Source organism: Curtobacterium sp. 458 (genome assembly GCF_030406605.1).
Lineage (GTDB): Bacteria > Actinomycetota > Actinomycetes > Actinomycetales > Microbacteriaceae > Curtobacterium.
Genome location: NZ_CP129104.1, coordinates 1,947,013 through 1,970,227, shown reverse-complemented (window position 1 = coordinate 1,970,227; position 23,215 = coordinate 1,947,013). Strand labels below are relative to the sequence as shown.

Genomic DNA, 23,215 nt, shown 5'->3' with positions numbered 1-23,215 from the left:
GGGAGGCGCGGCGCGCCTGGTCGGGTCGGCTACCGGCCGCCGAGACCGGAGGTCACGATCCCCTTGACCAGGTGCTTCTGCAGCAGGATCAGCAGGATCACGGTGGGCAGCATCGAGATCACCGAGGCGGCCATCACGAGGTTCCACTCGGACCCCTGCTGTCCGAAGAACTGCTGCAGGCCGAGCGGGATGGTGCCGTGCGCCTCGACGTCGTTGACGACGACGAGCGGCCAGAGGAACGAGTTCCAGTAGGAGATGAACGAGAACACCGCGAGCACGGCCATGGTGGGTCGTGCGAGCGGCAGCATCACGGAGAAGAACGTCCGGATCGCACCGGCACCGTCGACACGGGCGGCGTCGTCGAGTTCCTGCGGCACCGTCAGGAAGAACTGGCGGATGAGGAACGCGCCGAGCGCGGTGAACGCCCACGGGATGATGAGCGCCTGGAACGTGTCGACCCAGCCGAAGCCCTGCATCATCACGTACATCGGGATGACGAGCACGTCCTGCGGGATCATCAGCGTGACGAGGAAGAGCATGAAGACGGTGTTGCGTCCCCGCCAGCGGAGCCGGGAGAACGCGTACCCGGACAGCACGGCGACGGCGACGTTGATCGCCGTGCCGGCAGCCGCCACGAACACGCCGTTGAGGATGAACCGGGCGAACGGCAGGTAGGTGAACGCCTGGACGTAGTTGTCCCACTCGAGCGAGCGGCCCCAGAGCGTCGGCGGGGTGGTGAAGACCTGGTCGGCCGGCTTGAGGCTCGTCGCCACCATGTACACGAGCGGCGACACGAACAGCAGGGCGACGAGACAGAGCAGCGCGTAGCCGATCGCGTGGCGGACCCGACCGGGTCGGGGTGCGGATGCCGTCCTGGGCACCGACCGCGGGTTGACGGTCCGGTTCGACGTGGTGAACCCGCGTGTGCGGGCCCGGGTCAGTTCACTCATAGTGCACCCACCGCTTCTGTCCGAGGAACTGGACGGCCGTGATCCCGAGGATGATGACGAACAGCACCCAGGCCCCGGCGGACGCCAGGCCGAGCTGCTGGTTCTGGAAGCCCGTGTTGTAGATGTACTGCACGAGGGTCTCGGTGGCCGTCCCGGGTCCGCCCTTGGTGAGGACGAAGGGCTGGACGAACACCTGGAACGAGGTGATGAGCGTCATCATCGTGGCGAAGAACACGGACGGCGAGATGAGCGGGAACTTGATCGCCCAGAACGTCTGCCACGCGTTCGCGCCGTCGAGCTGCGACGCCTCGATCTGGTTCTCCGGCACGGCGTCGAGCGCGGCCGAGAAGATCAGCATGTTGTAGCCGAAGCCCTGCCAGACGCTCATCGCGACGATCGCGAGCATCGCCCAGTGCTCGTCAGCGAGGAAGTTCGGCGCGTGCACGCCGACCGTGGACTGCAGGGAGGCGTCGATCGCCCCACCCGGTTGGTAGAGCATCCGCCAGACGACGACGTTCGCGACGATCGGCGTGATCGTCGGGATGAAGAACAGCACGCGGAACACGTGGCGCCCGGCGATCCGCGGCGTCAGCCAGGCCGCGAGCCCGAGGGACACGACGAGGTTCAGCGGGACGTACAGCACCACGAAGAGCGCGGTGTTGAGCGTCACGGTGCGGAACACCGGGTCGGCGAACAGCCGGGCGTAGTTCTCGATGCCGGTCCAGCTGCGCTCGCCGAGCATCGGCCAGTTCATGAAGCTCACGACGAGCGAGGCGACGATCGGGAACGCCGTGAACACGACGAGTCCGATCGAGTGCGGTGCGGCGAACGCGGCGCCCCACCACGAGCGTCGGCCGACGGCGCCGGCGGCGTCGCCCTTCCGGCGCGGGGTCGCCGTGCCGGTCGCGACCGCGGCCGCGACGGCCGGCACGGCCGCCTCGGCCGGTGGGTCCTGGATGGTGGTCATGCGACGACCTCCTCGTCATCGGAACGGGTGGGGGGGGACGGACGGGAGGCGCGGGGCGGGGTCGACCCGCGCCTCCCGTCCGTCAGGCGGGAACGCTGGTCACTGCGTGCCGAGCTGGCCGGCGATGGACGACATCGTCTCCTTGCCCGACGTCTGACCGTTCACGGCCTGGAGCGCGTACTGCGTGAAGAGCTGCGAGAGCTGGTCGCTCTGCTTGTTCCCGAGGAGCGGGGAGGACTTCGCGAGCGCGGCCTTCAGCGCGGGTTCTGCTCCGTCGATGCCGGCGCTCGAGTACCAGGCGCCCTGCGCGGCGGTACGACCCGGGAAGGCGCGTCCCTCCTCCGCGAGCCCCGTGAGGACCTTCTCGCTCGTCATCGTCTGCACCGCCTTGAACGCCTGGTCCGGGTACTTGCACTGCTTCGAGACGCCGAAGCCGGAACCGGCCGCGAAGGTCGACGGACCCGACGTCCCGGACGGGAGCGTCGTCACGCCGAGGTCGAACTTGACCTTGGCCTTCTGGCTGATGAGCGACCACGGACCGTCGGTGTACATCGCGACCTTGCCGGCGGCGAAGTCGTTGCTCGACTGCGAGCCGTCGGACGACGCCTGCGACGCGTAGCCCTTCTTCACCAGGCTCGCGAGCCAGTCGAGGCCTTCCGCGAACTTGCTGTCGGTGGCGTCGATCTTCCCGGAGCTCGTGATCACGCGGCCGCCGTTGTACCCGTAGATCATCGACTCGAGGTTGAGGTCGGTGACGGTCGAGCCGAACATGGTGACGCCCTTGGCCTTGAGCGCGGCGCCGGCCTGCTCGAAGTCGTCGACCGTCCAGCCCGGCTCCGGCTCGGCGACCCCGGCCTTCTTGAACACGTCCTTGTTGTAGAACATCATGATGGGCCCGGTGTCGTACGGCAGGCCGTAGAGCTTGCCGTCGACCTTCATGCCGTCGAGTGCCGTCTGGTCGAAGGCGGAGAGGTCGAGCCCGTCCTTCTTCGCCAGGTCGTCGAGCGGCAGGAGCGACGAGGTGTAGTTCGCGGTGCGGAGCGACTGCATGCTCACCACGCACTGGGCGCTGCCTGCGCTGAGCTGGGTACTGAGCTTCGTGAAGTAGTTCTCGAACGGCGCACCCTGGATCGTGAGGGTGATGCCGTCCTCGGACTTCACGGTGTCGGCGACCTTCTGCCAGGCGGCCTTGTCCTCCTTGCCGGCGATCCACATGGACCAGGTCATGGCGTCCTTCGACTGGCTGCCGCCGGCACTGCTGCCCGCGGAACACCCGGTGAGGACGAGGGCTGCCGCGGCCGCGGCCGCCACCCCCGCGATGAGTCGTCGTCGTTGCATCGGTCTCTCCACTCCGTCGTGGTGATCGTGTTCGGTGGTGTGGTGTGGGTCAGGCGACCCGGGCGGCGTCGCGGACCGGCGGTGCCGGCGCTTCCGCCGCCCAGACCGGGCCGTCGGGGTAGGTGTAGGTGTCCAGGGACCCGGCGAGCATCTCGGTGCCCGCGCCCGGTGCGGACGGCGGCCAGTACCGGCCGTCGTGGACGTCGACGGGGGTGACGAAGTGCTCGTGCAGGTGGTCGACGAACTCGATGCACCGCGTGTCCAGATCGCCGGTCAGTGCGACCGCGTCGAACATCGACAGGTGCTGGACGGCTTCGCAGAGCCCGACTCCGCCGGCGTGGGGGCACACCCGGACGCCGTACTTCGCCGCGAGGAGCAGGATCGCGAGGTTCTCGTTGACGCCGGCGACCCGCGTCGCGTCGATCTGGAGGACCGACATCGCTCCGGCCTGGATCAGCTGCTTCGCGATGACCCGGTTCGCCATGTGCTCGCCGGTCGCCACCGGGATCGGGGCGATCCGGCGGGCGATGGCGGCGTGCGCGAGGACGTCGTCGGGACTCGTCGGCTCCTCGACCCAGGCGACGTCGAACGGTCGGAGCCGCTCGATCCACGCGACCGCCTCGTCGACGTCCCACCGTTGGTTCGCGTCGATGGCGATGCGGATGTCGGGGCCGACGACCTCGCGGGCGATCCGCATGCGACGGACGTCCTCGTCGACGTCGGCGCCGACCTTGAGCTTCACCTGCTCGAAGCCCTCGTCGACGGCTTCGCGGCAGAGGCGGGCGAGCTTGTCGTCGTCGTAGCCGAGCCAGCCCGGCGTGGTCGTGTAGGCCGGGTAGCCCTCGCGCTCGAGCCGGCCCTTCCGCTCGGCACGGAGCGGCTCGGCACGACGCAGGAGTGCGAGCGCCTCGTCCGGGGTGATGGCGTCGGTGAGGTAGCGGAAGTCGACGAGGGCGACGAGTTCCTCCGGGGTCATGTCGGCGAGCAGCGCCCAGAGTGGCTGCCCCGCGCGCTTGGCCTTGAGGTCCCACAACGCGTTCACGACGGCGCCGATGGCCATGTGCATGACGCCCTTCTCCGGGCCGAGCCAGCGGAGCTGCGAATCGTGCACGAGGTCTCGCCACGTCGCACCCATGTCCGCGAGGAGCGCCTCGGCGTCGCTGCCGACGACGTGCTCGCGGAGGGCTGCGATCGCGGCCTCCTGCACCTCGTTGCCGCGGCCGATCGTGAAGACGAAGCCGGTGCCGACGTGTCCGTCGGGCTCGTCGGTGCTGAGTTCGACGTAGGCGGCGGAGTAGTCGGGCGCTGGGTTCATCGCGTCGGAACCGTCGTGCTCCCGCGAGGTCGGGAACCGGACGTCCCGGACGCGCAACCCGGTGATGCGACTCATCGTGTCTCCTGCCCGTTCGGTCCTCGATGACCGAACGCGCTCATCAAAACATCCGACCTCTTCCGCGTCAAGCATCGTTCTGCGGCGGTTCTTGTTCGCGAGTTGCAATATTCGTAGGATGACTCGTGGACGCGCGGTACAGCGCGGACGAACGGAGACGAGCATGAGCCGAACGCGCCCGCAGATCGAACGGCGGATCCCGAAGGTGCGGGACCTGGCGCCGTTGCTGCAGTTCAGGAAGCCGGCACTGCCGGGTCGGCGCCAGCGACTCGAGCAGGCGTTGACAATCTGGGACCTCCGGCAGATCGCTGCCCGGCGGACGCCTCGTGCGGCGTTCGACTACACCGAGGGTGCCGCTGAGGCGGAGATCTCACTCGCACGGGCGCGGCAGGCGTTCGAGAACATCGAGTTCACCCCCGCGATCCTGCGCGACGTCTCGCACGTCGACACGTCCCGGGACGTGCTCGGTGCGCCGACCGCGTTGCCGTTCGGGATCGCCCCGACCGGCTTCACGCGGATGATGCAGACCGAGGGTGAACGCGCCGGCGCCCGCGCTGCCGGACGCGCCGGCATCCCGTTCTCGTTGTCGACGATGGGGACCACGGCGATCGAGGACGTGCGGGATGCGAACCCGCACGGTCGGAACTGGTTCCAGCTGTACATGTGGAAGGACCGCGACAAGAGCATGGCGCTGGTCGACCGGGCCGCGAAGGCCGGGTTCGACACGCTCCTGGTCACGGTCGACGTCCCCGTCGCCGGAGCGCGGCTGCGGGACAAGCGCAACGGGTTCTCGATCCCGCCGCAGCTGGGCGTGAAGACGGTCGTGAACGCGATCCCGCGGCCGTGGTGGTGGTTCGACTTCCTCACCACCGAGCCGTTGGCGTTCGCGTCGTTGGACCGGTGGTCCGGGACCGTCGGGGAACTCCTCGACCACATGTTCGACCCCACCGTCACCTACGAGGACCTGGCCTGGATCCGGTCGCAGTGGCCGGGCAAGGTCGTCGTCAAGGGCGTGCAGTCCCTCGCCGATGCTCGTCGCCTGGCCGACATGGGTGTCGACGGCATCACCCTGTCGAACCACGGCGGCCGCCAGCTCGACCGCGCCCCCGTCCCCTTCCACCTCCTGCCCCAGGTCGTCAAGGAGGTCGGGAACGACACCGAAGTGCACCTCGACACCGGCATCATGTCCGGCGCCGACATCATCGCCGCCATCGCCCTCGGCGCGAAGTTCACCATGGTCGGCCGCGCCTACCTCTACGGGTTGATGGCGGGCGGCGAAGCCGGTGTCGACCGGATGATCCAGATCCTGTCCGACCAGATCGAACGCACCATGCGCCTCCTCGGCGTCGCCACCCTCGACGAACTCGAACCCGCACACGTCACCCAACTCCAACGGTTGGTGCCGATCCCCCGGTGACCGGATCGTGACCCTCGGGTCCGGCGCAGCGTGGTGGGATGGGGCATGCAACGGGGACGGATGCGGCTGGTCACGGCGGGGATGCTGCTCGTGGCACTCGGCGGCTCGGTCACGGGGTGCTCGGCCAGCAGCGCAGCCGGGTCCTGTGCCGCGAAGGAGGTCCGGCTCGGCGATTCGGACCTCCGACCGGGTGGCGAGGTCGCGCTCAGTGTCGACTGGATGCGGCGGACGTGCGAGGACACCGGCGGGGTGCCGCGCGCCTCGGACGACGTCGTCGTCACGATCACGCCGTCGTCCACGGGCACGGCCGTCGTGCTCGGACGGCCCGCGCCGGAGGGTCCGCGCTTCCGTGTGGCCGGTCGGTTCGACCTGCCCGACGACCTCCCGGCGGGAGACGCGGTCCTCGGTGCGCACAGCAACGACGGGGACCGCGCGGGCGCCGACGTGCCCGTGACGATCAGCCCGGCGGACTGACCCGCACTGCCTCAGACGCGTTCGGCTCGGTCGCGTCGGCGGAACACGAGCGTGCCGGCTCCCTGGACGACGAAGAACAGCCCACTCGCGGCCAGCACCGCTGCGACCACGAACCCACCCGCGGTCTCCACACCGATCGCGGCGACGACGGCGAGGGTGAGGAAGATCGCACCCATCACGATCAGGACGACCGGGTTCTGCGCGATGAAGAACCGTCGCCCGTGGTTCGCCGCGGCCGTGGCGTCGGACCGCGCCTTCGCCACCTCGTCCGGGTCGCGGCCGGCACGCCGGTCGGCGGCTCGTCGGCGTGCACGGAGGACGAGGAAGACCGCGAGCCCGACCACGATCGCCACGGGGTAGGCGATCGGCCGCTCGATGTGCACCAGACCCGAGACGAACAGCACCCCGACCGCACTGACGACGCCGGCGACCATCGCGGTCGTCCAGACGTCGGTGCGACCGTCGGCGCCGGTCGCGTAGCCGGGGCGTCGCGCGTACGGGTCGTGCTCTGGTTCGTGCCGCTCGGGCGCTGCCCGGTCTCCGTCGTTCCCCACGGCGTCAATGTACCGGCCGACGGGCAACGGCGGCGTTCAGGCGGCGCGTCAGCGGTGCACGTCGCGCCGGTGTCCGCTCGTCAGGACGATCGGTACACGTCGCGCCGGTGCCCGATCGTCAGGACGAGTACGACCAAGCGGTCGTCGACGATCTCGTAGACGATCCGGTGGTCCCCCACGCGAACACGGAGCTCGCCGGGTCGCCCGACGAGTGCGGTCATGCCGGGCGGACGTGGATTCGACTGCAGGAGGACGAGCGCCGCGAGGATCCGACGCTGCGTCGGACGATCGAGCTTCCCGAGGGTCTCCGCGGCGCGCTTGGTCAGTTCGACGGCGTACTGCTGTGGAGCGGGGTCAGGCAAGCGTGATCCCGAGCTCCCGCGCGACGTCCGCGAGCGGCAGCGTCGCCGGGTCGTCCTCGAGGTCCGCACGGACGGTGTCCACCGCGGCGCGATCGGTCGCGTCCTCCAGCGCCGCCAGAGCCCGGTGTGCGAGATCGGCGTCGAGCACGACGACCCGTTCACGACCGCGGATCGTGATGCCGACCGGCTCGCGGTGCGCGAGATCGAGGAGGTCTGACCACCGCTGGCGGGCCTCACTGGCAGGAAGCGAGTACACGTACGAATCGTACGATTCGTACGGTCCCTACGTCAAGCCGGTTCGTCAGTGCTCGAGGAGGTCGGCGCTGCGGACCACCGTCGCGAAGCTGCCGTCGAGGGCGGCCAGGAACGCGGCGTGCACGGTCGCGCCGGGGACGGTCACGTCGCCGAGCGCGAGGTCCGGCGCGGCGCAGGCATCGGCCACCACGGTGCACGTGAACCCGAGCTCCGATGCGGCTCGGGTGGTCGAGTCCACGCACATGCTCGTCATCATCCCGAGGACGACCAGGTCGGTGACGCCACGATCGCGGAGCAGCGCCTCGAGCCCGGTGCCGATGAAGCTGTTCGGCTCGTGCTTCTCGACCACCGTCTCCCCCGCCCGAGGCTCGACGTCGGGGTGGAAGGCCACCCCGGGCGTCCCGGGGACGAAGAAGCCCGCGTCGGCCTCGGTGGCGGTGTGGAAGACGTGCACGACGTCCTCGCCGGTCTCGCGGAAGTGCCGCAGCACGGCGCCGGCGGCATCGGCCGCCGGCTCGGGTTCGACGAGCGGGAACGCCCCGCCGGGGAAGTAGTCGAGCTGGACGTCGACGAGGAGCAGCGCGCGGGTCATGCCCCGATCATGCTCGTCGGGCACCCGGTCCGTACCGGGTGCCCGACGTGTCAGCGATGCGCGGGTCAGCCGACCGTGAACGGCGCGCGACGGCCTTGACCCCACGCCCAGTGCAGGAGCGCGAGGCCGGAGTCGTTCGTCACCGCGAGGGACAGGTGCTTCCCGGAGCCCTGGATCGTGGTGAGGCTGTAGGTGTCGTCGGTGCGCAGGCCCGGCCAGTAGACCGCGCCGAGGTGCCGCTCGCGGGCGATCGTCGTCACCGTCTGGAGGAACGCCACCGAGTTGTCGGCGTCGGCGTCCCCGGTCGTGGCGGACCCCCGGTAGTCGATGCCGGTCGTCATCGGGACGCCGAACTCGTCCAGGACGGTCCGGGCCGAGCACGCCTGGTCGCCGAGCCGGGAGGTGAAGTCGGCGGCCCACCCGGCCGCGTCGTGCGTGCCCCAGAAGCCGTAGTAGTGCTGCGAGACGTAGGTCCCCGCGAGTGCCGGGGCGGCGCAGACCGCGTCGACGTGGTCGTTGTAGCCGACGCCGCTGACGAACACGCGGTCGCGCGGGATGCCGCGAGCGGTGTAGCGGTCGACCCAGTCGGTGGCGACCTGGATCCACTGGTCGGCGGTGTACCCGAACGGCTCGTTCATCGGCTCGAAGTACACGCCACGGTCACGGGCGTACGTCCGGGTCAGGGTGTCCCACATCCCGGTCCACGCCGCCGGGTCGTCGACCTTGCCGTCCTTGCTCGCGCCGTCGCCCTCCCAGTAGCCGAGCACGACACGGAAGCCCTCGTGCCGCGCGGCGTCGATCGCACCCCTGTACGAGTTCCACCAGGCGGTGCCGACCGAGTACGGGTTGACCGGCATCCGGACCGTGTTCGCGCCGAGGTCCTTCCGGAACCCCTGGATGATCCGCTCGGACGTGCGGTACACGGTGCGGTAGTCGTCGCTCGTCGAGAGCCCGGAGAGGACGACCGGGCCGTTCGCGTAGTTGTCCCTCGGGTCGGCCCAGTTGACACCGTGGAACTGCGTCGGGTCGAGCGCCGGCACGGGTCCCCGGTGCGCTGTCGCCGCGGGGGCCGGGGCCGCGTTCGCGACCGCCGGGCTCGCGAGCGCGAGTGCGGTGGCGCCGGCGAGTGCGGCGATGGTCGCGGCGAGGAGGCGTCCCCGCCGGGTGGTCGGTGCGTGCATGTGTGCGTGCTCCCTGTCTGCTCCGTTGCAGCGGCACGGCGTCGTCGCGGTGCCGGAGTGGACGGCTGCCGTGGCGGGTCCCTTCCGCCATGGCAACGTCAACATCCAGCAGGGTTCCACTCCGAAGACGGGGTGTCAACGCCCCTGCGGGACCGTTCAGCCGGGGGCGGGGCCGCGGCGGCGACGGGACGTCACGGAGCGTGGCGGGACGGTGCGCAGGTGGTCGCGCACGACGCCGAGCACGCGGCCGAGGTCCTCGACGTCGCGCGGACCGATCGCGTCGAAGACGAGTTCCCGCAGCAGCGCGACGTGTCCAGGGAAGACCGCGCCGAGCTTCACCCGCCCGGCCTCGGTGAGGGTGACCGTGACGCCGCGGTCGTCGTCCGCCGCCTGCCCACGAACGACGAGACCGTCCCGTTCGAGCAGTCCGACCTGGTACGTCAGGCCACTGCGGCTGATCACCACGCCGTCGGCGAGCTCGGTCATCCGCCGGCTCCCGCCGGGCGCGTCGCCGAGGGTGGCGAGCAGCTGGAACTGCACGTAACTGAGGTCGCCCGCATCGCGGAGCTGTTGCTCGACCGCGTGCCGCACCAGGTTCCCGACCTCGATCAGGGCGAAGTACGCCCCGAGCTCACTGGCGTCGAGGTTCGTGCGCGGCTCGGATCCGGTCATGACCCCACCCTACCTGTTGCTTCGAATTCGAAGCAGTGGTAGCGTCCTCCGCAGATGCTTCAAATTCGAAGCACACGAGGTTCCACCAACGAAGGGCAAGACCATGCGAGCAGTGCGTTTCCACGAGGTCGGCGGACCCGAGGTCCTGCGGATCGAGGACGTCGAGCGACCGGTGCCGGGTGCCGGGGAGGTCCTGGTGCGGGTCGCCGCGTCGGCCTACAACGCCGCGGACAACGGGATGCGGGGCGGCTTCCTCCCGATCCCGGTCGTCCTGCCGCACGTGCCGGGGTACGACGTGTCCGGCACGGTCGAGGAGGTCGGACCGGGTGACACGGACCTGCGGGTCGGTGACGCCGTGGTCGGGTTCCTCCCGATGGAGCGGGACGGCGGCGCGGCCGAGTTCGTCCTCGCACCGGCGGAGTCGCTCGTCGCCGCTCCGACGAGCATCCCGCTCGCGGACGCCGCAGCGCTGCCCTCCGTGGCACTCACCGCGTGGCAGGCACTCTTCGACGACGGGCGCCTGACTGCCGGACAGCGCCTGCTGATCGTCGGCGCTGGCGGGGTCGTCGGGAAGTACGCCGTCCGGCTGGCGGAGCGCGCGGGTGTCGAGGTCGTCGCGACGGCGAGCCCGCGGAGCGCGGAAGCCGTGCGGGCCGCGGGTGCGGACGTCGTCGTCGACCACACCACCGACGACCTCCTCACCGCGGTGGACGGGCAGGTCGACGTGTTGCTCAACCTCGCCCCGCTCGACCCGGAGCGGTTCGCCGCCCTCGTCGCCCTCGTGCGCGACGGTGGCACGGTCGTGAGCACGACGGCGTTCATCGCCACCCCGGGCGACGACGCCCGTGACGTCCGTGCGGCCACGGTGTTCGTGCAGCCGAACCGGGAGCGCCTGGTCGAACTCGTCCGTCTCGTCGAAGCCGGCGAGCTGCACGTCGAGGTGACGCGACGCATCCCGCTCGCAGACCTGCCGGCACTGCACGCCGAGGGCGCCGCCGGTCGGATCGCCGGCAAGGTCGTCGTGCTGGCCGGACCGGACGCCACCGCTGCACCGTCCGCCTAGGGTGGGGACGTGAGCGACGAGCAGGCACGGGCAGCGCTGGCGACGGTCGGTCGGGACACCACCGCACCACTCGTGCCGACGCTCCCGGCCCTGCCGTCACCACGACGGGCCGCCGTCCTCATGCTCTTCGGCGTGCTGGACGACCGTCCGAGTGACCGCCCCGCGTCGGCGCCGAGGGTCTCCGACGACCTCGACGTCCTGCTCCTCCGACGCGCGGACACGCTCCGCGCGCACCCGAGCCAGGTCGCCTTCCCCGGGGGGCGCATCGACGCGGGCGACGCCGACGCCGCGGACGCCGCCCTCCGTGAAGCGCACGAGGAGACCGGGCTCGACCCCGCGGGAGTCGACGTCCTCGGGGTGCTCCCCGCCGTACCGCTCGCGTTCTCGAACCACCTCGTCGAACCGGTCCTCGCGTGGTGGAGGTCGCCCTCGCCCGTGCGGGTCGTCGACGAGCGGGAGTCCGCGACCGTCTTCCGGGCACCGGTCGCCGACCTCCTCGACCCGGGCCACCGCGGCGTGACCGTGATCCGACGGGACGGTCAGGACTGGCGTGGACCGGCGTTCACCCTCGACGCGGAGCACGGGACGGAGACCGTGTGGGGATTCACGGCGATGCTCCTCGACGCGCTGTTCGACCGACTGGGGTGGGCGGAACCGTGGGACGACCGGACGGTCATCCCACTGCCAGGGGAGCGCTGAGCGAGGCGTTCACCGGGAGCGACAGCGCGAGCGGGTCCGACCGGACCTCGTCGAGCGCCCGGGCGACGGCTCCGAGCACGACGACGTCGGCCCCGAGCCTCGAGGCGACGAGCTCCGGGACCGGGTCGTAGTCCCAGTCGGCGAGGTGCACCCGAGCCCGGTCGAGCACGGGACCGACCGCGTCCGCGATCGCGCCGGCGACGACCACCCGGTCAATGTCGAGGAGGCTCGCGAGGAGCACGCTCACCCGGGCCAGCCGGTCCCCGAGGCGGTCGACGACCTCGACCGCGACGGGGTCGCCGAGCGCCGCGGCCTCGAACAGGCGCTCCGAACCGTTCCGCCCGGCGAGGAGCGACCCCGGCGGGATCCGGTCGGTGGCCTCGGCCACGAGCAGGCGCGCGGTCGCACCGATGCCCTCCGGGGAGCCGACGCCGTCGACGAGGTCGAGCACGCGCATCTCACCCGCTCCGCCACGTGCTCCCCGCAGCAGCGCTCCGTCGACGACGATCCCGGCGCCGAACCGCTCACCCGAGAGCAGCGCGGCGAAGGAGGCGTCGCCGGAGGACGGGCGTTCCGCGAGGGCGGCGAGGTTCGCGTCGTTCTCGACCACGAGGCGTCCGTGCCCGAGGAGCGCACCGAACCCCGGGTTCATCCGGTCCCAGTACCCGTCGTCGCGCGGCGAGGCACCGCGGACGTCGACCGGCGCCGGGATCCCCACGACGACCACGAGCACCCGGTCCGCGGCCACCCCGGCGTCGGCGAGCGCCGCCGACACCGCGTCCTGCACCGCGCCGAGTCGCACCGCGACGTCGAGACCGGTGTCCCCGAGCGACGTGGCCGCGCGGCCACGGACGACACCGCGGAGGTCGGCGACCGCGACGGACACCCGGTGCTGACCGGCGTCGACGCCGACGAGCACCCCTGCGTCGTCGTCGAGCGCGTACCGGCGCGCCGGACGGCCCTTGCGGTACTCCCCCGCCGCACGGGCGTCGTCGAGCGCCCGCAGCCAGCCGAGCTGGACGAGTTCGTCGCACGCGGCGAGCACCGTCGAACGGGTCAGCCCCGTCCCCGCGATCGCCTCCGTCGCCGTGAACGCGCCGGAGGCGAAGGCGTACGCGAGGACGACCTCGGCACTCGATCCTCGCGACGGCGGCATGGTCGGAACACTACCGCGGAACGAGTTGCTTGCGCGATTAGATTTTCTCGCTAGATTTAGTCCTGCGGGGCGACACCGAAGCCGCTCCGCGACACGGAACGGCAGGGACGCCGGGTCCGTGCGGACGGAGACGACGTGCAACCACACGCCACGAAGGGCACGGCCGCCGCGGTGAGCCGGAGGTCCTTCCTGCTCGGCGCCGGCGGCATCGGTGCGGGCCTCGCCCTCGCCGGGTGCGCACCGCTCGGAGGATCGAGCGCACGCCCCGAGACGATCACGTTCTACGTGTCGAAACCCGAGGTCATCGGCTACTTCGACGACGTCATCGCGAAGTTCCACGACAGCCAGTCGAAGATCCGGGTCATCCGCGACTCGACGTCGAACATGTCCGCGAACTTCGTCCGGAACCGGCCGCCGGACCTCGGCTGCCTGAACTACAACTACGCGATGGTCTCGTTCGTCGAGCACGGCGCGCTCACCGACCTGGCGGACCTGCCCGAGAAGGACACCATCAACCCGGACCTGTGGCCGCTGATGAAGCAGACCGCGGACTACCCGGGCCGCACGAGCGTCCTGCCGTACTCGGTGACCGCCGCGTCGGTGATCTACAACAAGCGGATCTTCGCCGACCAGGGCATCGAGGTCCCGACGACGTGGAGCGCGTTCCGCGACGTGTGCGAGCGCCTCACGAAGGCCGGCATCACCCCGATGTACGGCACGTACAAGGACAACTGGACGATCGCCCAGGGCATGTTCGACTACTCCGTGGGCGGCATGCTCGACCTCGGGAGCACCTTCGCGGCACTCGACCGCGAGGGCACGAAGGTCGGGAAGGGCTCGCGTGTCTCGTTCGAGAAGGACTTCGCCGCACCGGTCGACCGGATGGTGGACCTGTTGCAGTGGCACCAGCAGGGCGCCGCGAGCCGCGGGTACGGAGACGGCAACCTGGCGTTCGCGCAGGGCAAGGCCGCGATGTACCTGCAGGGCCCGTGGGCCCTCGGCGAGATCGCGAAGTCGAACGGGGACATCGAGCTCGGCACGTTCCCGTTCCCCGCGACCGACGACGCCGCGGACAACAAGGTGCGCGTGAACGTCGACCTCGGACTCTGGATCCCGGAGGCCTCACGCAAGCAGGAGGCCGCACGCGAGTTCCTGTCGTTCCTGATGAGCCCGGCGGTGAACGACAAGTACAACGCCGACAACAACGGCTTCGGTGTCCGCAAGGACTCCCCGCCGGCGTCGAACCCGGCGCTCCGCGGCATGCAGGACTCCTACGACGCGGCCGACTTCTACCTCGGGGCTTCGCAGCTCATCCCCGCCGAGATCCCGGTGGCGAACTACCTGCAGTCCATCGCCTTCGGCGGTGCCCCCGCTCCGCAACTCCGCACCCTCGACGGCGACTGGGCGCGTCTCGCGCTCCGCACGGCCGCGTAAGGAGACACGACCTTGGCCACCACCACGACAGAATCCGTCACGACGGCGGGCAGCCGCCGACGGGGCGGAGCCGCACCGCGCCTCCAGGCCGGTCGCACCGGACTGCGCACGAAGCGCAACCGGGTCGACCCGCTCTTCCTCGTGTTCCTGATCCCCACCCTCCTGCTCTTCACGCTGGCGATCACGCTCCCCGCGGTGATGGGCATCGTCCTGAGCTTCACCGACTCCGTCGGGTTCGGGGACTTCCGGTTCATCGGCCTGACGAACTACGTCGCCGTGTTCAGCGACCCGGCGATCCTGCAGGCGTACCTGTTCACGATCGGGTTCTCGCTCGTCACGGTGCTCGTCGTCAACGCGCTCGCGTTCCTCCTCGCGATCGCCCTGACCTCGAAGGTCCGCGGCAAGATCGCGCTCCGAGCCGTCTTCGTGCTGCCGATGGTGATCTCCGGGATCGTCATCGCCTACGTGTTCTCGTTCCTGTTCGCGAACAGCCTGCCGGCGCTCGCGACCGCCCTCGGGTTCGCGCCGCTCGAGCAGAGCATCCTCGCGAACCCGGACCTCGCGTGGGTCGCGGTCGTCATCGTGACCGCGTGGCAGGCCATCCCCTCGACGCTCCTCATCTACATCGCCGGCGTCCTGTCGATCCCGGGTGAGGTCTACGAGGCGTCGGCCCTCGACGGCGCGAGCGCCTGGCGACAGCTCGTGTCGATCACGGCGCCGCTCACCGCGGGCTACATCCTCATCAACCTCATCATCGGGTTCAAGAACTTCCTGAACTCGTACGACATCATCGTCGGCCTCACCGACGGCGGCCCCGGTACCTCGACGACCAGCGTCGCGATGTCGATCTTCAAGGGCTTCAACGGCGGCGACTACGCCTACCAGATGGCGAACGCGACGATCTTCTTCGTGATCGCCGTCGTGATCGCCGTGATCCAGCTGCGGGCGACCCGCGGGAAGGCAGCGCTCTGATGACCATGCAGGCACCCCTGCGGCCGGGGACCACCGCGACGGGCTCCATCCGTTCCGTCGACGCCGACCGGAACGCCGGACGTCGCGGCGAGCGCTTCAACTGGCCCGTGACGATCGTCCTCGTCCTCTGCGCCCTGTCCGTGCTCGTCCCGCTGTACGTCACGATCACGATGGCGTTCAAGACGACCTCGCAGGCGGTCGACGGCAACGCGTTCTCGCTGCCGGCACCGTTCAGCGTCGACGGCTTCGTGCAGGCCTGGGAGCTCACGGACTTCCCGCGCGCGTTCGGCGTCTCCGTGCTCGTCGCCGCGATCACCGTCGTCGGGACGATCCTGCTCGCCTCGTTCACGGCGTACGCGATCGCCCGCAACTGGGAGCGCCGGCTGTTCCGCTGGTCGTTCTTCTACCTGCTCGCCGCGATGTTCCTGCCGTTCCCGGTGCTCGCGCTGTCGCAGGTGAAGCTGACCGGCCTGGCGGGACTGGACAACCCGTTCGGCGTCGCGATCCTGCACGTCATGTTCCAGCTCTCCTTCAGCGTGCTGCTCTTCACGGCGTTCCTGCGGTCGATCCCCGCGGAGCTCGAGGAGAGCGCCCGCATCGACGGCGCGAGCACCGGCCAGGTGTTCTGGCGGCTGGTGTTCCCGCTCCTCGCACCGATGAGCGCGACCGTCGGGATCTTCGCGTTCCTCGCGTCGTGGAACGACTTCGTGATGCCGTCGCTCATCACGTCCGACCCGGCCCTGCAGACCCTCCCGGTGCTGCAGCAGATGTTCCAGACGCAGTTCAGCAACAACTACAACGTGTCGTTCGCCTCGTACCTGATGGCGATGGCACCGGCGATCATCGTCTACCTGTTCACGCAGCGCTGGGTGATGGCCGGGGTCACGCAGGGCGCGATCAAGTGACCACCACCACCCGCACGAACAACGAAAGGCCCGACGTGACCGACACGCTCGTCCAGCCCGCAGCCTCCACCGACGCCGAGACCTGGTGGCGCCAGGCGAGCGTCTACCAGATCTACCCCCGCTCCTTCGCGGACGCGAACGGCGACGGCATCGGCGACCTGCCCGGCGTGACGTCGCGGGTGCCGTACCTGGCGTCGCTCGGCATCGAGGCGGTCTGGCTCAGCCCGTTCTACCCGTCCGCCCTCGCCGACGGCGGCTACGACGTCGACGACTACCGCGACGTCGACCCGCGGCTCGGCACCCTCGACGACTTCGACGAGATGGTGTCGGCGCTGCACGCTGCCGGCATCCGCGTCATCGTCGACGTCGTGCCGAACCACACGAGCGACCGGCACGAGTGGTTCCGCGAGGCCCTCGCGTCGCCGAAGGGCAGCGCGGCCCGTGACCGGTACGTCTTCCGCGACGGCACCGGGCCTTCGGGCGAGGAAGCCCCCGCCGACTGGGTGTCGATCTTCGGCGGTCCGGCCTGGACCGCGGTCGGTGACGGCCAGTGGTACCTGCACAACTTCGCGAAGGAGCAGCCCGACCTCAACTGGGCGAACCGGGAGGTCCGCGACGACTTCCTCCACACCCTCCGCTTCTGGTCGGACCGGGGTGTCGACGGCTTCCGGATCGACGTGGCGCACGGTCTGGCGAAGGCCCTGCCCGAAGGCGACCTGCCGAGCTGGGCCGAGGTGCTCGCGAGCCCGAAGGACGGCCAGCACATCCTCTGGGACCGCGACGACGTGCACGAGATCTACGCCGAGTGGCGGCAGGTCTTCGAGGAGTACACCCCGGCCCGCACCGCGGTCGCCGAGGCCTGGGTCGCCGCGGACCGTCGTGCCCGCTACGCCAGCGCCGAGGGGCTTGGGCAGGCGTTCAACTTCGACCTGCTCGAGGCCGACTTCGACGCCGGCTCGTTCAAGGAGATCATCGAGTTCAACCTCGGGCTCGCCGAGCAGTCCGGCTCGTCGACGACGTGGGTGTTCTCCAACCACGACGTCGTGCGCCACGCCACCCGCTACGCGCTCCCGGCCCGGAACGGCGCCGAGGAGAAGCAGGGCTCGGCCTGGCTGCTCGCCGGCGGGTCGCAGGAATCCCTCGCCCGCGACCTCGGCCTCCGTCGCGCCCGTGCGGCGACGCTGCTCGAACTCGCGCTGCCCGGCTCCGCGTACCTGTACCAGGGCGAGGAGCTCGGCCTGCACGAGGTCGGTGACATCCCCGACGCCGAGCGTCAGGACCCGTCGTTCTTCCGGAACCCGGGCGTCGACGTCGGCCGTGACGGCTGCCGTGTCCCGATCCCGTGGACGACCTCGGGCGAGAGCTTCGGCTTCGGCCCCGGCGGCTCGCACCTCCCGCAGCCCGAGTGGTTCGCCGCGGTGTCGGTCGAGGCGGAGGACGCCGACCCCGACTCGACGCTGAACCTCTACCGGAAGGCCCTCGGGCTCCGCGGGCAGCTGCAGTCCGAGGAGCACCTCGAGTGGCTCGAGACCGGCCGCGACGACGTCCTGGCGTTCCGCCGTCCGAACGGGTGGACGAGCGTCACGGTGTTCGGCGACGAGCCGTACGACCTCCTCTCCGGCGAGCTCCTGCTCGCCTCCGCGCCGGTGGCAGACGGCGCACTGTCGGGTGTGGGGACGGCCTGGTTGCGTTCCTGACGGAACCAGGTGACGGACTGGAGGCGCGGTGCGGGCAGGCACCGCGCCTCCGGTCCGTCACGGGGTGCGGGCGGGAGCCGCGCGGGACACCGCACGATCGCCGACGTGCCCGGCGCCGCGTCGGCGCCGGCCGGTAGGGTCGGCGGCATGAGTGGGGCGAGCATCGAGGTGCGGGACTTCGTGATGCGGTTCGGGGACCGCACCGTGGTGGACGGGCTGTCGTTCGACATCGCCCCCGGAGAGACCTTCGGCCTGCTCGGCAGCAACGGCTCCGGCAAGACCACCACCATCCGGGCACTGCTCGGCATCACGACCCCGACCTCCGGCACGCTCACGATCGACGGGCACCCCTACAAGCCGGCGACCGGCGGCATCGGGTACCTCCCCGAGGAACGCGGGCTCTACCGCAAGGAGTCCGTCATCGACGTCATGACGTACTTCGGGCAGCTCCGCGGACTGGGCCGGCACGAGGCCACGGCGTGGAGCCACGAGTACCTCGAGCGGGTCGGCCTCGCGGACCGCGCGAAGCTCCGGGTCGACAAGCTCTCCGGCGGGCAGCAGCAGAAGGTGCAGCTCGGCATCACGATCATGGACCGGCCGCGCCTGCTCATCCTCGACGAGCCGACCAAGGGCCTCGACCCGGTGAACCGTCGGCTGCTGCTGGACCTGGTCGACGAGCGGAAGGCCGACGGTGCGACGGTCATCCTCGTCACGCACCACATGGACGAGGTCGAGCGGCTCTGCGACCGGATCCTCCTGCTCAAGGACGGCGCCGCCGCCGCGTACGGGACGATCCCGGACGTGCAGGACGCCTTCGGCGGTGCGGTCGCGAAGGTCGGCCTCGACGGATCGGTGCCACCATCGCCGCTGTACCGGCTCGCCCGCCACGAGGGACACGTGGCGTACCTCGTCCCGACCCGCGCAGCCTCGGCGGACGGGTCGGACATCCTCGCCTCGCTCGTCGCGGCGGGCGCCCACGTGACGGGGTTCGAGATGCGCCGCATCCCCCTCGACGAGATCTTCGTCCAGGTCTACGGGCACGACGCCGGCGCCGACCTGGTCGCCGACGAGCCCACGGCGGGAGCAGCAGCATGAGCCGGCTCGGCACGGTCGTCCGCTTCGAGTTCGTCCGCGCGGTGAAGAAGCCAGCGTTCTGGATCGGCACCCTCGCGCTGCCGATCGTCATCGTGCTGGTGACCCTGCTCGTGGGGCTCGGCCAGTCCGCAGGCGCCGACTCGGTCGTGTCGAGCAGCTCGGCGACCAAGACCCCGTTCCGCTACGTCGACCACTCGGGGCTCGTGTCCGAGCAGGTCGCCGAGAAGTGGGGAGGGACGCCGTCCACCGACGCCGCCGCCGACCGCGCCGCCGTGCGGGACGGCCGGCTCGACGCGTTCATCGAGTTCCCCGAGTCGCCGGCGACCTCGTCGATCCGCGTGGACGCCGCCGACCGGGGGCTGTTCGGCAACGGGCGGTACTCGTCGCTGGCGGAGCGGGTGGTCGAGCAGAGCGTCGCTGCCTCGGTCGACGACCCGCAGGCGGTGCAGCTCCTCCGGAACCCGCCGTCCGCCGACGTCACCACCTACGCCGACGGAGCCGTCGCCCCGGGGTGGCTGTCGGTCCTGCCACCGGCGCTCTACGCGGCCGCGTTCTTCGGGCTGGTGATCCTGCTCGCCGCCCGGATGGTGACCGTGGTCGTCGAGGAGAAGGAGAACCGGATCTCCGAGATGATCCTCACGACGGTGACGGCGGGTGACCTCATCCGCGGCAAGGTCGTCGCGATGCTGCTCGTCGGCCTCGTGCAGATCGGGGTGTTCCTGCTCCCCGGGCTCGTGACGTTCGCCGTCGCCCTGCCGCTGTTCGCATCGCGACTCGGCGGGATCGTCGTCGATCCGTGGCGGATGCTCGTCGGGGCACTCCTGCTCGTCGGCGGGGTCCTGCTCGCCTCCGGGCTCTTCGTCGCCGTCGGCGCCGCCGTGCCGTCGATCAAGGACGCCTCGTCGCTGCAGTCAGCCGCGATCTTCGCCCTCATCATCCCGGTCTACGCGGTGTTCTTCGTCGTGACGAACCCGACCTCCCCGGTCGCGGCGTTCTTCACGTACTTCCCGACGTTCACCCCGGTGACCGCCATGGTCCGCAACGCCGTCGGCTCGCTGAGCGTCACCGAGTCCATCGTCTGCATCGTCATCGTCTGGGTGGTCGCGGCGGTGCTGTTGTGGTTCGCGGAGTACCTGTTCCGGCACTCGGTCGCGCAGTACGGGTCGAAGGTGACGCTCAGGCAGATCGCGTCGTGGCGTCGGGGACGACCGGCAGCCCGGTGACCGTCGGCGGTGAAACCGGCGCAACACCGGCGCCCGGCACCGCACCCGGAGCCGCCACCGCCGAGGGCGCGTCGAGGTCCCACGCCGGCACCGCGCGCTGCTGCCACCCCTGTCGCAGGGTCCGGACGGCACGGTCGTACTCGACGAGGACGTCGACGTGCGGCCGTACGAGCATCTGGATCTGCAGGCCCTCGTAGACGGCGAGCAGCTGGGTGGCCGCGACGTCCGCGGGCACGACGGACCGCTCGGTCTCGGCGTCGAAGTCGCGCTGGAGGCCCGCGGTCAGCTCCCCCACGTACTCCTCGAAGCGCTTCCGGAACAGCTCGGCGAAGCCGGACTCGGCGGCGGCGATGTTGATCACGCCCGCGAGCACCCGGACGAGCCCGGGGTCGGCGACGTCCTCGGCGAGGGTCATCCGGACGTGCTCGATGGTGCAGCTCGGTTGCACGTTGCGTCGCGTTCCCCGGAGCTGGGTCCAGCGGTCGTAGGTGACGAGCAGCAGCGCGTCCCAGGTCGGGAAGACGCGGGCGACGGCGTCGAGGGGCACCCCGGCCACCTCGGCGACGACGGCGGCGTCGACCTGGTCGAACGGGTGCAGCCGGTAGGCGCGGATGGCGCCCCGGACGATCCGCTCGGCGAGCGACTGTTCGTCCTCGAGTGCGGCCGCGTGCTGGTCGGTCATCCGCCCATCTCACCCGAAGAGTGAGCAGATGTCTGCAACCCGAGCGGGGGTGTCGCGATCGCCGCAGCAGGAGCCGGCCTCCGTGACGGACTCGAGCCGTGCCTCCAGGCGGTCAGCCCACCGTCACCGGCGCGGCCGGCGGCTTGGTCCGCTGGCGCATCCAGACGAAGAACCCGGTCAGCGTGAACACCCCGTAGAAGACGTACATCAGCCCCGACGCGTAGTAGCCGGCGGAGAACAGCAGGGGCACGCCGACCAGGTCGACGGCCACCCAGACGAGCCAGAACTCGACCCAACCCTTGGCCATGCCGTAGGTGGCGAGCAGGGAACCGACGAAGATCCACGCGTCGCTCCACACCGGCTCGTACGAGCCGAGGGCGCGGAACAGCGGGGTCAGGATCGCGGTGCCGCCCACCATCCCCAGGACCAACAGTCCGCGGGTCCGCCAGGAGGCCCAGTGCGGGTCGATCACGGTGGTCGCCTCCGCCGGGCGGTGCGTCCAGCGGTACCAGCCGTAGACGCTCACGATGATGAACATGACCTGGCGTCCCGCCTGACCGAGCAGGTTCACCGGGTTCGGGGTGTCGAACAGCGCGCCCATGAACACGGTGAAGAGCAGGGCGTTGCCGAGGATGCCGACGGGCCACGCCCAGATCTTCCGGCGCATCCCGCCGAGGGCGCTGAGCAGACCGAAGACGTTGCCGATCACCTCGCGCCAGAGCACCGTCTGGTCACCGATGACGATCTGTGCGTCGAACAGCCAGCGCACGCTGCCCATGGGCCCTCCTCGTTTCCGGTCGGTGCAACGGTAGGGGACGCCGTGGCATTCCAGCGGCCACGCTGCGCGGTGTGACGGGCACCACGTGCCGGGTGCCGGTCGGCGGGGCTACGCTCGAGAGCCGTGACGGACGGTGTTGCTCGGGCGAAGGCGCTCCTCGGTGACGCCGCACGGACGCTCGACGCCGCCGACGCCCGCGACGAAGCGCTCGGCGAGTACGTCGAGCCCAAGGCCCTCCTCGGCATCCGGCGCGACCCCACGATCCGCTCGCTCGGGCGGGTGTGGCGGGTCGGCGCGCTGCTCCTGGGGTCGTCACCCGAGACGGTCGGGCGGGTGTGGGCGACCGGTCGCATCACGCGCGTCACCGAGCCCGGTCGCTCACAGTTCGTGTCGGTGTCGGCCGAGGTGCGCCGGGCGTACCGTGCGGCCGCGCAGAAGGGGCACTTCGCTCCGGGTGACACCGTGAACCACAGCGCGACGCCGATCCCGCTCGACGAGACGTTGGTCGGGTCGGACGGCGTGCTCACCGTCGAAGGTGACGAGCCCCTCGTCCGGTGGTCCCCGACGGCGGGCGACGCGGTGCCGCTCGCGGGGTACCTCGCCGACCGGGTCGCGCTGCTCGTCGACCCGCCGAAGGGCGCGACCGACTGAGGACGTGGTCGCCACGGCCGTGCCGGTCACGGAAGCTGCCCGACCGCTGCGCTCCGGTGGCAGGATGCACCCACACGACCTGCGACGGAGGAGGTGCCGTCATGTCCGACGGACACGTGGTGAAGCCCCTGACCCCCGAGACGTTCGACGCCTGGCGCGCCCTCGCTGCGAAGCACAACGGCGTCTGGGGCGGCTGCTGGTGCTCGTACTTCCACGGCGACACCGACCAGACCGTGAAGCGGGAGCACGACGGGCCCACCTTCAAGGAACGACTCGTGTCCGAGGGCGTGGCGCACGCGGCACTGGTGTTCGACGGCGACGATGCGATCGCCTGGTGCGAGTACGGCTCCCCCGCGGAGCTGCCGAACATCTACCACCGCAAGGAGTACGACGCGGGCGAGAGCCGACCGGCGCCGTGGCGGATCACCTGCTTCTTCGTCGACCGCGACCACCGCAGGGCCGGCGTCGCTCGCGAGGCCCTCGACGGAGCCCTCGACCTGATCGCTGCTGCCGGCGGGGGCGAGGTCGTGTCGTTCCCGAACGAACCGGGACCCGGCAAGCGGACCTCGTCCTCGTTCCTCCACAACGGGACGCGGTCGATGTTCGAGCAGGCGGGCTTCACGTTCGAGCGGCAGCTCGGGAAGCGGAAGACCGTGATGCGGAAGATCGTCCCGGCCTCGGGCGGCGCCGTGGCCGGGAGGCCGTGAC

The 23,215-nt window shown here is 70.7% G+C and carries 25 protein-coding genes; 12 read left to right on the top strand and 13 right to left on the bottom strand.

Going from position 1 to position 23,215, the window contains the following annotated elements:
* Window positions 1–29 precede the first annotated feature (29 nt).
* The 4 genes from QPJ90_RS09815 to QPJ90_RS09800 all read right to left on the bottom strand — a co-directional run bounded on the left by QPJ90_RS09815 (window position 30) and on the right by QPJ90_RS09800 (window position 4,645).
* Window positions 30–950, bottom strand: a complete 921-nt coding sequence (locus tag QPJ90_RS09815) for a carbohydrate ABC transporter permease (protein ID WP_290131063.1) — start codon at window positions 948–950, stop codon at window positions 30–32.
* Window positions 943–1,917: a sugar ABC transporter permease gene (locus QPJ90_RS09810; RefSeq protein ID WP_290131062.1), complete on the bottom strand. Its 975-nt coding sequence runs from the start codon at window positions 1,915–1,917 to the stop codon at window positions 943–945. Before QPJ90_RS09810 ends, QPJ90_RS09815 begins: the two co-directional genes overlap by 8 nt.
* Window positions 1,918–2,016: 99 nt before the next feature.
* Window positions 2,017–3,255, bottom strand: coding sequence for a sugar ABC transporter substrate-binding protein (locus QPJ90_RS09805; protein WP_290131061.1), 1,239 nt, complete (start codon window positions 3,253–3,255; stop codon window positions 2,017–2,019).
* Window positions 3,256–3,304: 49 nt separating this feature from the next.
* On the bottom strand, window positions 3,305–4,645 hold the full coding sequence (locus tag QPJ90_RS09800) for an enolase C-terminal domain-like protein (protein ID WP_290131060.1): 1,341 nt from the start codon (window positions 4,643–4,645) through the stop codon (window positions 3,305–3,307).
* Window positions 4,646–4,808: 163 nt separating this feature from the next.
* Here QPJ90_RS09800 and QPJ90_RS09795 point away from each other — a divergent pair, with 163 nt between their 5' ends.
* Both QPJ90_RS09795 and QPJ90_RS09790 read left to right on the top strand, forming a co-directional pair.
* Window positions 4,809–6,062 carry an alpha-hydroxy acid oxidase gene (locus QPJ90_RS09795; RefSeq protein WP_290131059.1) on the top strand — a complete coding sequence of 418 codons (1,254 nt, stop codon included), beginning with the start codon at window positions 4,809–4,811 and terminating at the stop codon, window positions 6,060–6,062.
* Window positions 6,063–6,107: 45 nt separating this feature from the next.
* Window positions 6,108–6,536: a hypothetical protein gene (locus tag QPJ90_RS09790; RefSeq protein WP_290131058.1), complete on the top strand. Its 429-nt coding sequence runs from the start codon at window positions 6,108–6,110 to the stop codon at window positions 6,534–6,536.
* 11 nt (window positions 6,537–6,547) lie between these two features.
* Here the strand turns inward: QPJ90_RS09790 and QPJ90_RS09785 are convergent, their stop codons facing one another.
* The 6 genes from QPJ90_RS09785 to QPJ90_RS09760 form a co-directional block, all read right to left on the bottom strand.
* Window positions 6,548–7,090, bottom strand: coding sequence for a hypothetical protein (locus QPJ90_RS09785; RefSeq protein WP_290131057.1), 543 nt, complete (start codon window positions 7,088–7,090; stop codon window positions 6,548–6,550).
* A gap of 80 nt (window positions 7,091–7,170) precedes the next feature.
* Window positions 7,171–7,452, bottom strand: a complete 282-nt coding sequence (locus tag QPJ90_RS09780) for a type II toxin-antitoxin system RelE/ParE family toxin (RefSeq protein WP_290131056.1) — start codon at window positions 7,450–7,452, stop codon at window positions 7,171–7,173.
* Window positions 7,445–7,708 (bottom strand): type II toxin-antitoxin system prevent-host-death family antitoxin, encoded by a 264-nt coding sequence (locus tag QPJ90_RS09775; RefSeq protein ID WP_290131055.1) that lies wholly within the window; start codon window positions 7,706–7,708, stop codon window positions 7,445–7,447. Before QPJ90_RS09775 ends, QPJ90_RS09780 begins: the two co-directional genes overlap by 8 nt.
* Window positions 7,709–7,753: 45 nt before the next feature.
* Window positions 7,754–8,299: a cysteine hydrolase family protein gene (locus QPJ90_RS09770; protein WP_290131054.1), complete on the bottom strand. Its 546-nt coding sequence runs from the start codon at window positions 8,297–8,299 to the stop codon at window positions 7,754–7,756.
* A 65-nt stretch (window positions 8,300–8,364) separates the two neighbouring features.
* Window positions 8,365–9,480 carry a cellulase family glycosylhydrolase gene (locus QPJ90_RS09765; RefSeq protein WP_290131053.1) on the bottom strand — a complete coding sequence of 372 codons (1,116 nt, stop codon included), beginning with the start codon at window positions 9,478–9,480 and terminating at the stop codon, window positions 8,365–8,367.
* A gap of 156 nt (window positions 9,481–9,636) precedes the next feature.
* Complete coding sequence (locus QPJ90_RS09760; protein ID WP_290131052.1) at window positions 9,637–10,152, bottom strand: MarR family transcriptional regulator; 516 nt, start codon at window positions 10,150–10,152, stop codon at window positions 9,637–9,639.
* A gap of 103 nt (window positions 10,153–10,255) precedes the next feature.
* Here QPJ90_RS09760 and QPJ90_RS09755 point away from each other — a divergent pair, with 103 nt between their 5' ends.
* Both QPJ90_RS09755 and QPJ90_RS09750 read left to right on the top strand, forming a co-directional pair.
* Window positions 10,256–11,215 carry an NADP-dependent oxidoreductase gene (locus QPJ90_RS09755; protein WP_290131051.1) on the top strand — a complete coding sequence of 320 codons (960 nt, stop codon included), beginning with the start codon at window positions 10,256–10,258 and terminating at the stop codon, window positions 11,213–11,215.
* 72 nt (window positions 11,216–11,287) lie between these two features.
* On the top strand, window positions 11,288–11,914 hold the full coding sequence (locus QPJ90_RS09750; protein ID WP_290134202.1) for a CoA pyrophosphatase: 627 nt from the start codon (window positions 11,288–11,290) through the stop codon (window positions 11,912–11,914).
* On the opposite strand, the gene QPJ90_RS09745 is transcribed toward QPJ90_RS09750, so the two are convergent.
* Window positions 11,889–13,070 carry an ROK family protein gene (locus QPJ90_RS09745; RefSeq protein WP_290131050.1) on the bottom strand — a complete coding sequence of 394 codons (1,182 nt, stop codon included), beginning with the start codon at window positions 13,068–13,070 and terminating at the stop codon, window positions 11,889–11,891. The two genes, QPJ90_RS09750 and QPJ90_RS09745, sit on opposite strands and share 26 nt — an antisense overlap.
* Before the next feature lie 135 nt (window positions 13,071–13,205).
* On the opposite strand from QPJ90_RS09745, the gene QPJ90_RS09740 reads away from it, so the two are divergent.
* The 6 genes from QPJ90_RS09740 (at window position 13,206) to QPJ90_RS09715 (ending at window position 20,396) form a co-directional block, all read left to right on the top strand.
* Window positions 13,206–14,504: an extracellular solute-binding protein gene (locus QPJ90_RS09740; protein ID WP_290131049.1), complete on the top strand. Its 1,299-nt coding sequence runs from the start codon at window positions 13,206–13,208 to the stop codon at window positions 14,502–14,504.
* A gap of 102 nt (window positions 14,505–14,606) precedes the next feature.
* On the top strand, window positions 14,607–15,476 hold the full coding sequence (locus QPJ90_RS09735; RefSeq protein ID WP_290134201.1) for a sugar ABC transporter permease: 870 nt from the start codon (window positions 14,607–14,609) through the stop codon (window positions 15,474–15,476).
* Window positions 15,476–16,381 carry a carbohydrate ABC transporter permease gene (locus tag QPJ90_RS09730; RefSeq protein ID WP_290131048.1) on the top strand — a complete coding sequence of 302 codons (906 nt, stop codon included), beginning with the start codon at window positions 15,476–15,478 and terminating at the stop codon, window positions 16,379–16,381. Before QPJ90_RS09735 ends, QPJ90_RS09730 begins: the two co-directional genes overlap by 1 nt.
* 35 nt (window positions 16,382–16,416) lie before the next feature.
* Window positions 16,417–18,078, top strand: a complete 1,662-nt coding sequence (locus QPJ90_RS09725) for a glycoside hydrolase family 13 protein (protein WP_290134200.1) — start codon at window positions 16,417–16,419, stop codon at window positions 18,076–18,078.
* 147 nt (window positions 18,079–18,225) lie between these two features.
* Window positions 18,226–19,173: an ATP-binding cassette domain-containing protein gene (locus QPJ90_RS09720; RefSeq protein WP_290131047.1), complete on the top strand. Its 948-nt coding sequence runs from the start codon at window positions 18,226–18,228 to the stop codon at window positions 19,171–19,173.
* Window positions 19,170–20,396 (top strand): ABC transporter permease, encoded by a 1,227-nt coding sequence (locus QPJ90_RS09715; RefSeq protein ID WP_290131046.1) that lies wholly within the window; start codon window positions 19,170–19,172, stop codon window positions 20,394–20,396. The genes QPJ90_RS09720 and QPJ90_RS09715 overlap by 4 nt, the downstream gene beginning before the upstream one ends.
* Here the strand turns inward: QPJ90_RS09715 and QPJ90_RS09710 are convergent.
* Complete coding sequence (locus tag QPJ90_RS09710; protein ID WP_290131045.1) at window positions 20,350–21,078, bottom strand: hypothetical protein; 729 nt, start codon at window positions 21,076–21,078, stop codon at window positions 20,350–20,352. The genes QPJ90_RS09715 and QPJ90_RS09710 overlap by 47 nt on opposite strands.
* A gap of 112 nt (window positions 21,079–21,190) precedes the next feature.
* Window positions 21,191–21,856, bottom strand: coding sequence for a nicotinamide riboside transporter PnuC (gene pnuC, locus QPJ90_RS09705; protein WP_290131044.1), 666 nt, complete (start codon window positions 21,854–21,856; stop codon window positions 21,191–21,193).
* Window positions 21,857–21,979: 123 nt separating this feature from the next.
* Here pnuC and QPJ90_RS09700 point away from each other — a divergent pair, with 123 nt between their 5' ends.
* Window positions 21,980–22,507, top strand: coding sequence for a hypothetical protein (locus QPJ90_RS09700; RefSeq protein WP_290131043.1), 528 nt, complete (start codon window positions 21,980–21,982; stop codon window positions 22,505–22,507).
* Between the two features lie 101 nt (window positions 22,508–22,608).
* Window positions 22,609–23,214: a GNAT family N-acetyltransferase gene (locus QPJ90_RS09695; protein ID WP_290131042.1), complete on the top strand. Its 606-nt coding sequence runs from the start codon at window positions 22,609–22,611 to the stop codon at window positions 23,212–23,214.
* Window position 23,215: the final 1 nt, after the last annotated feature.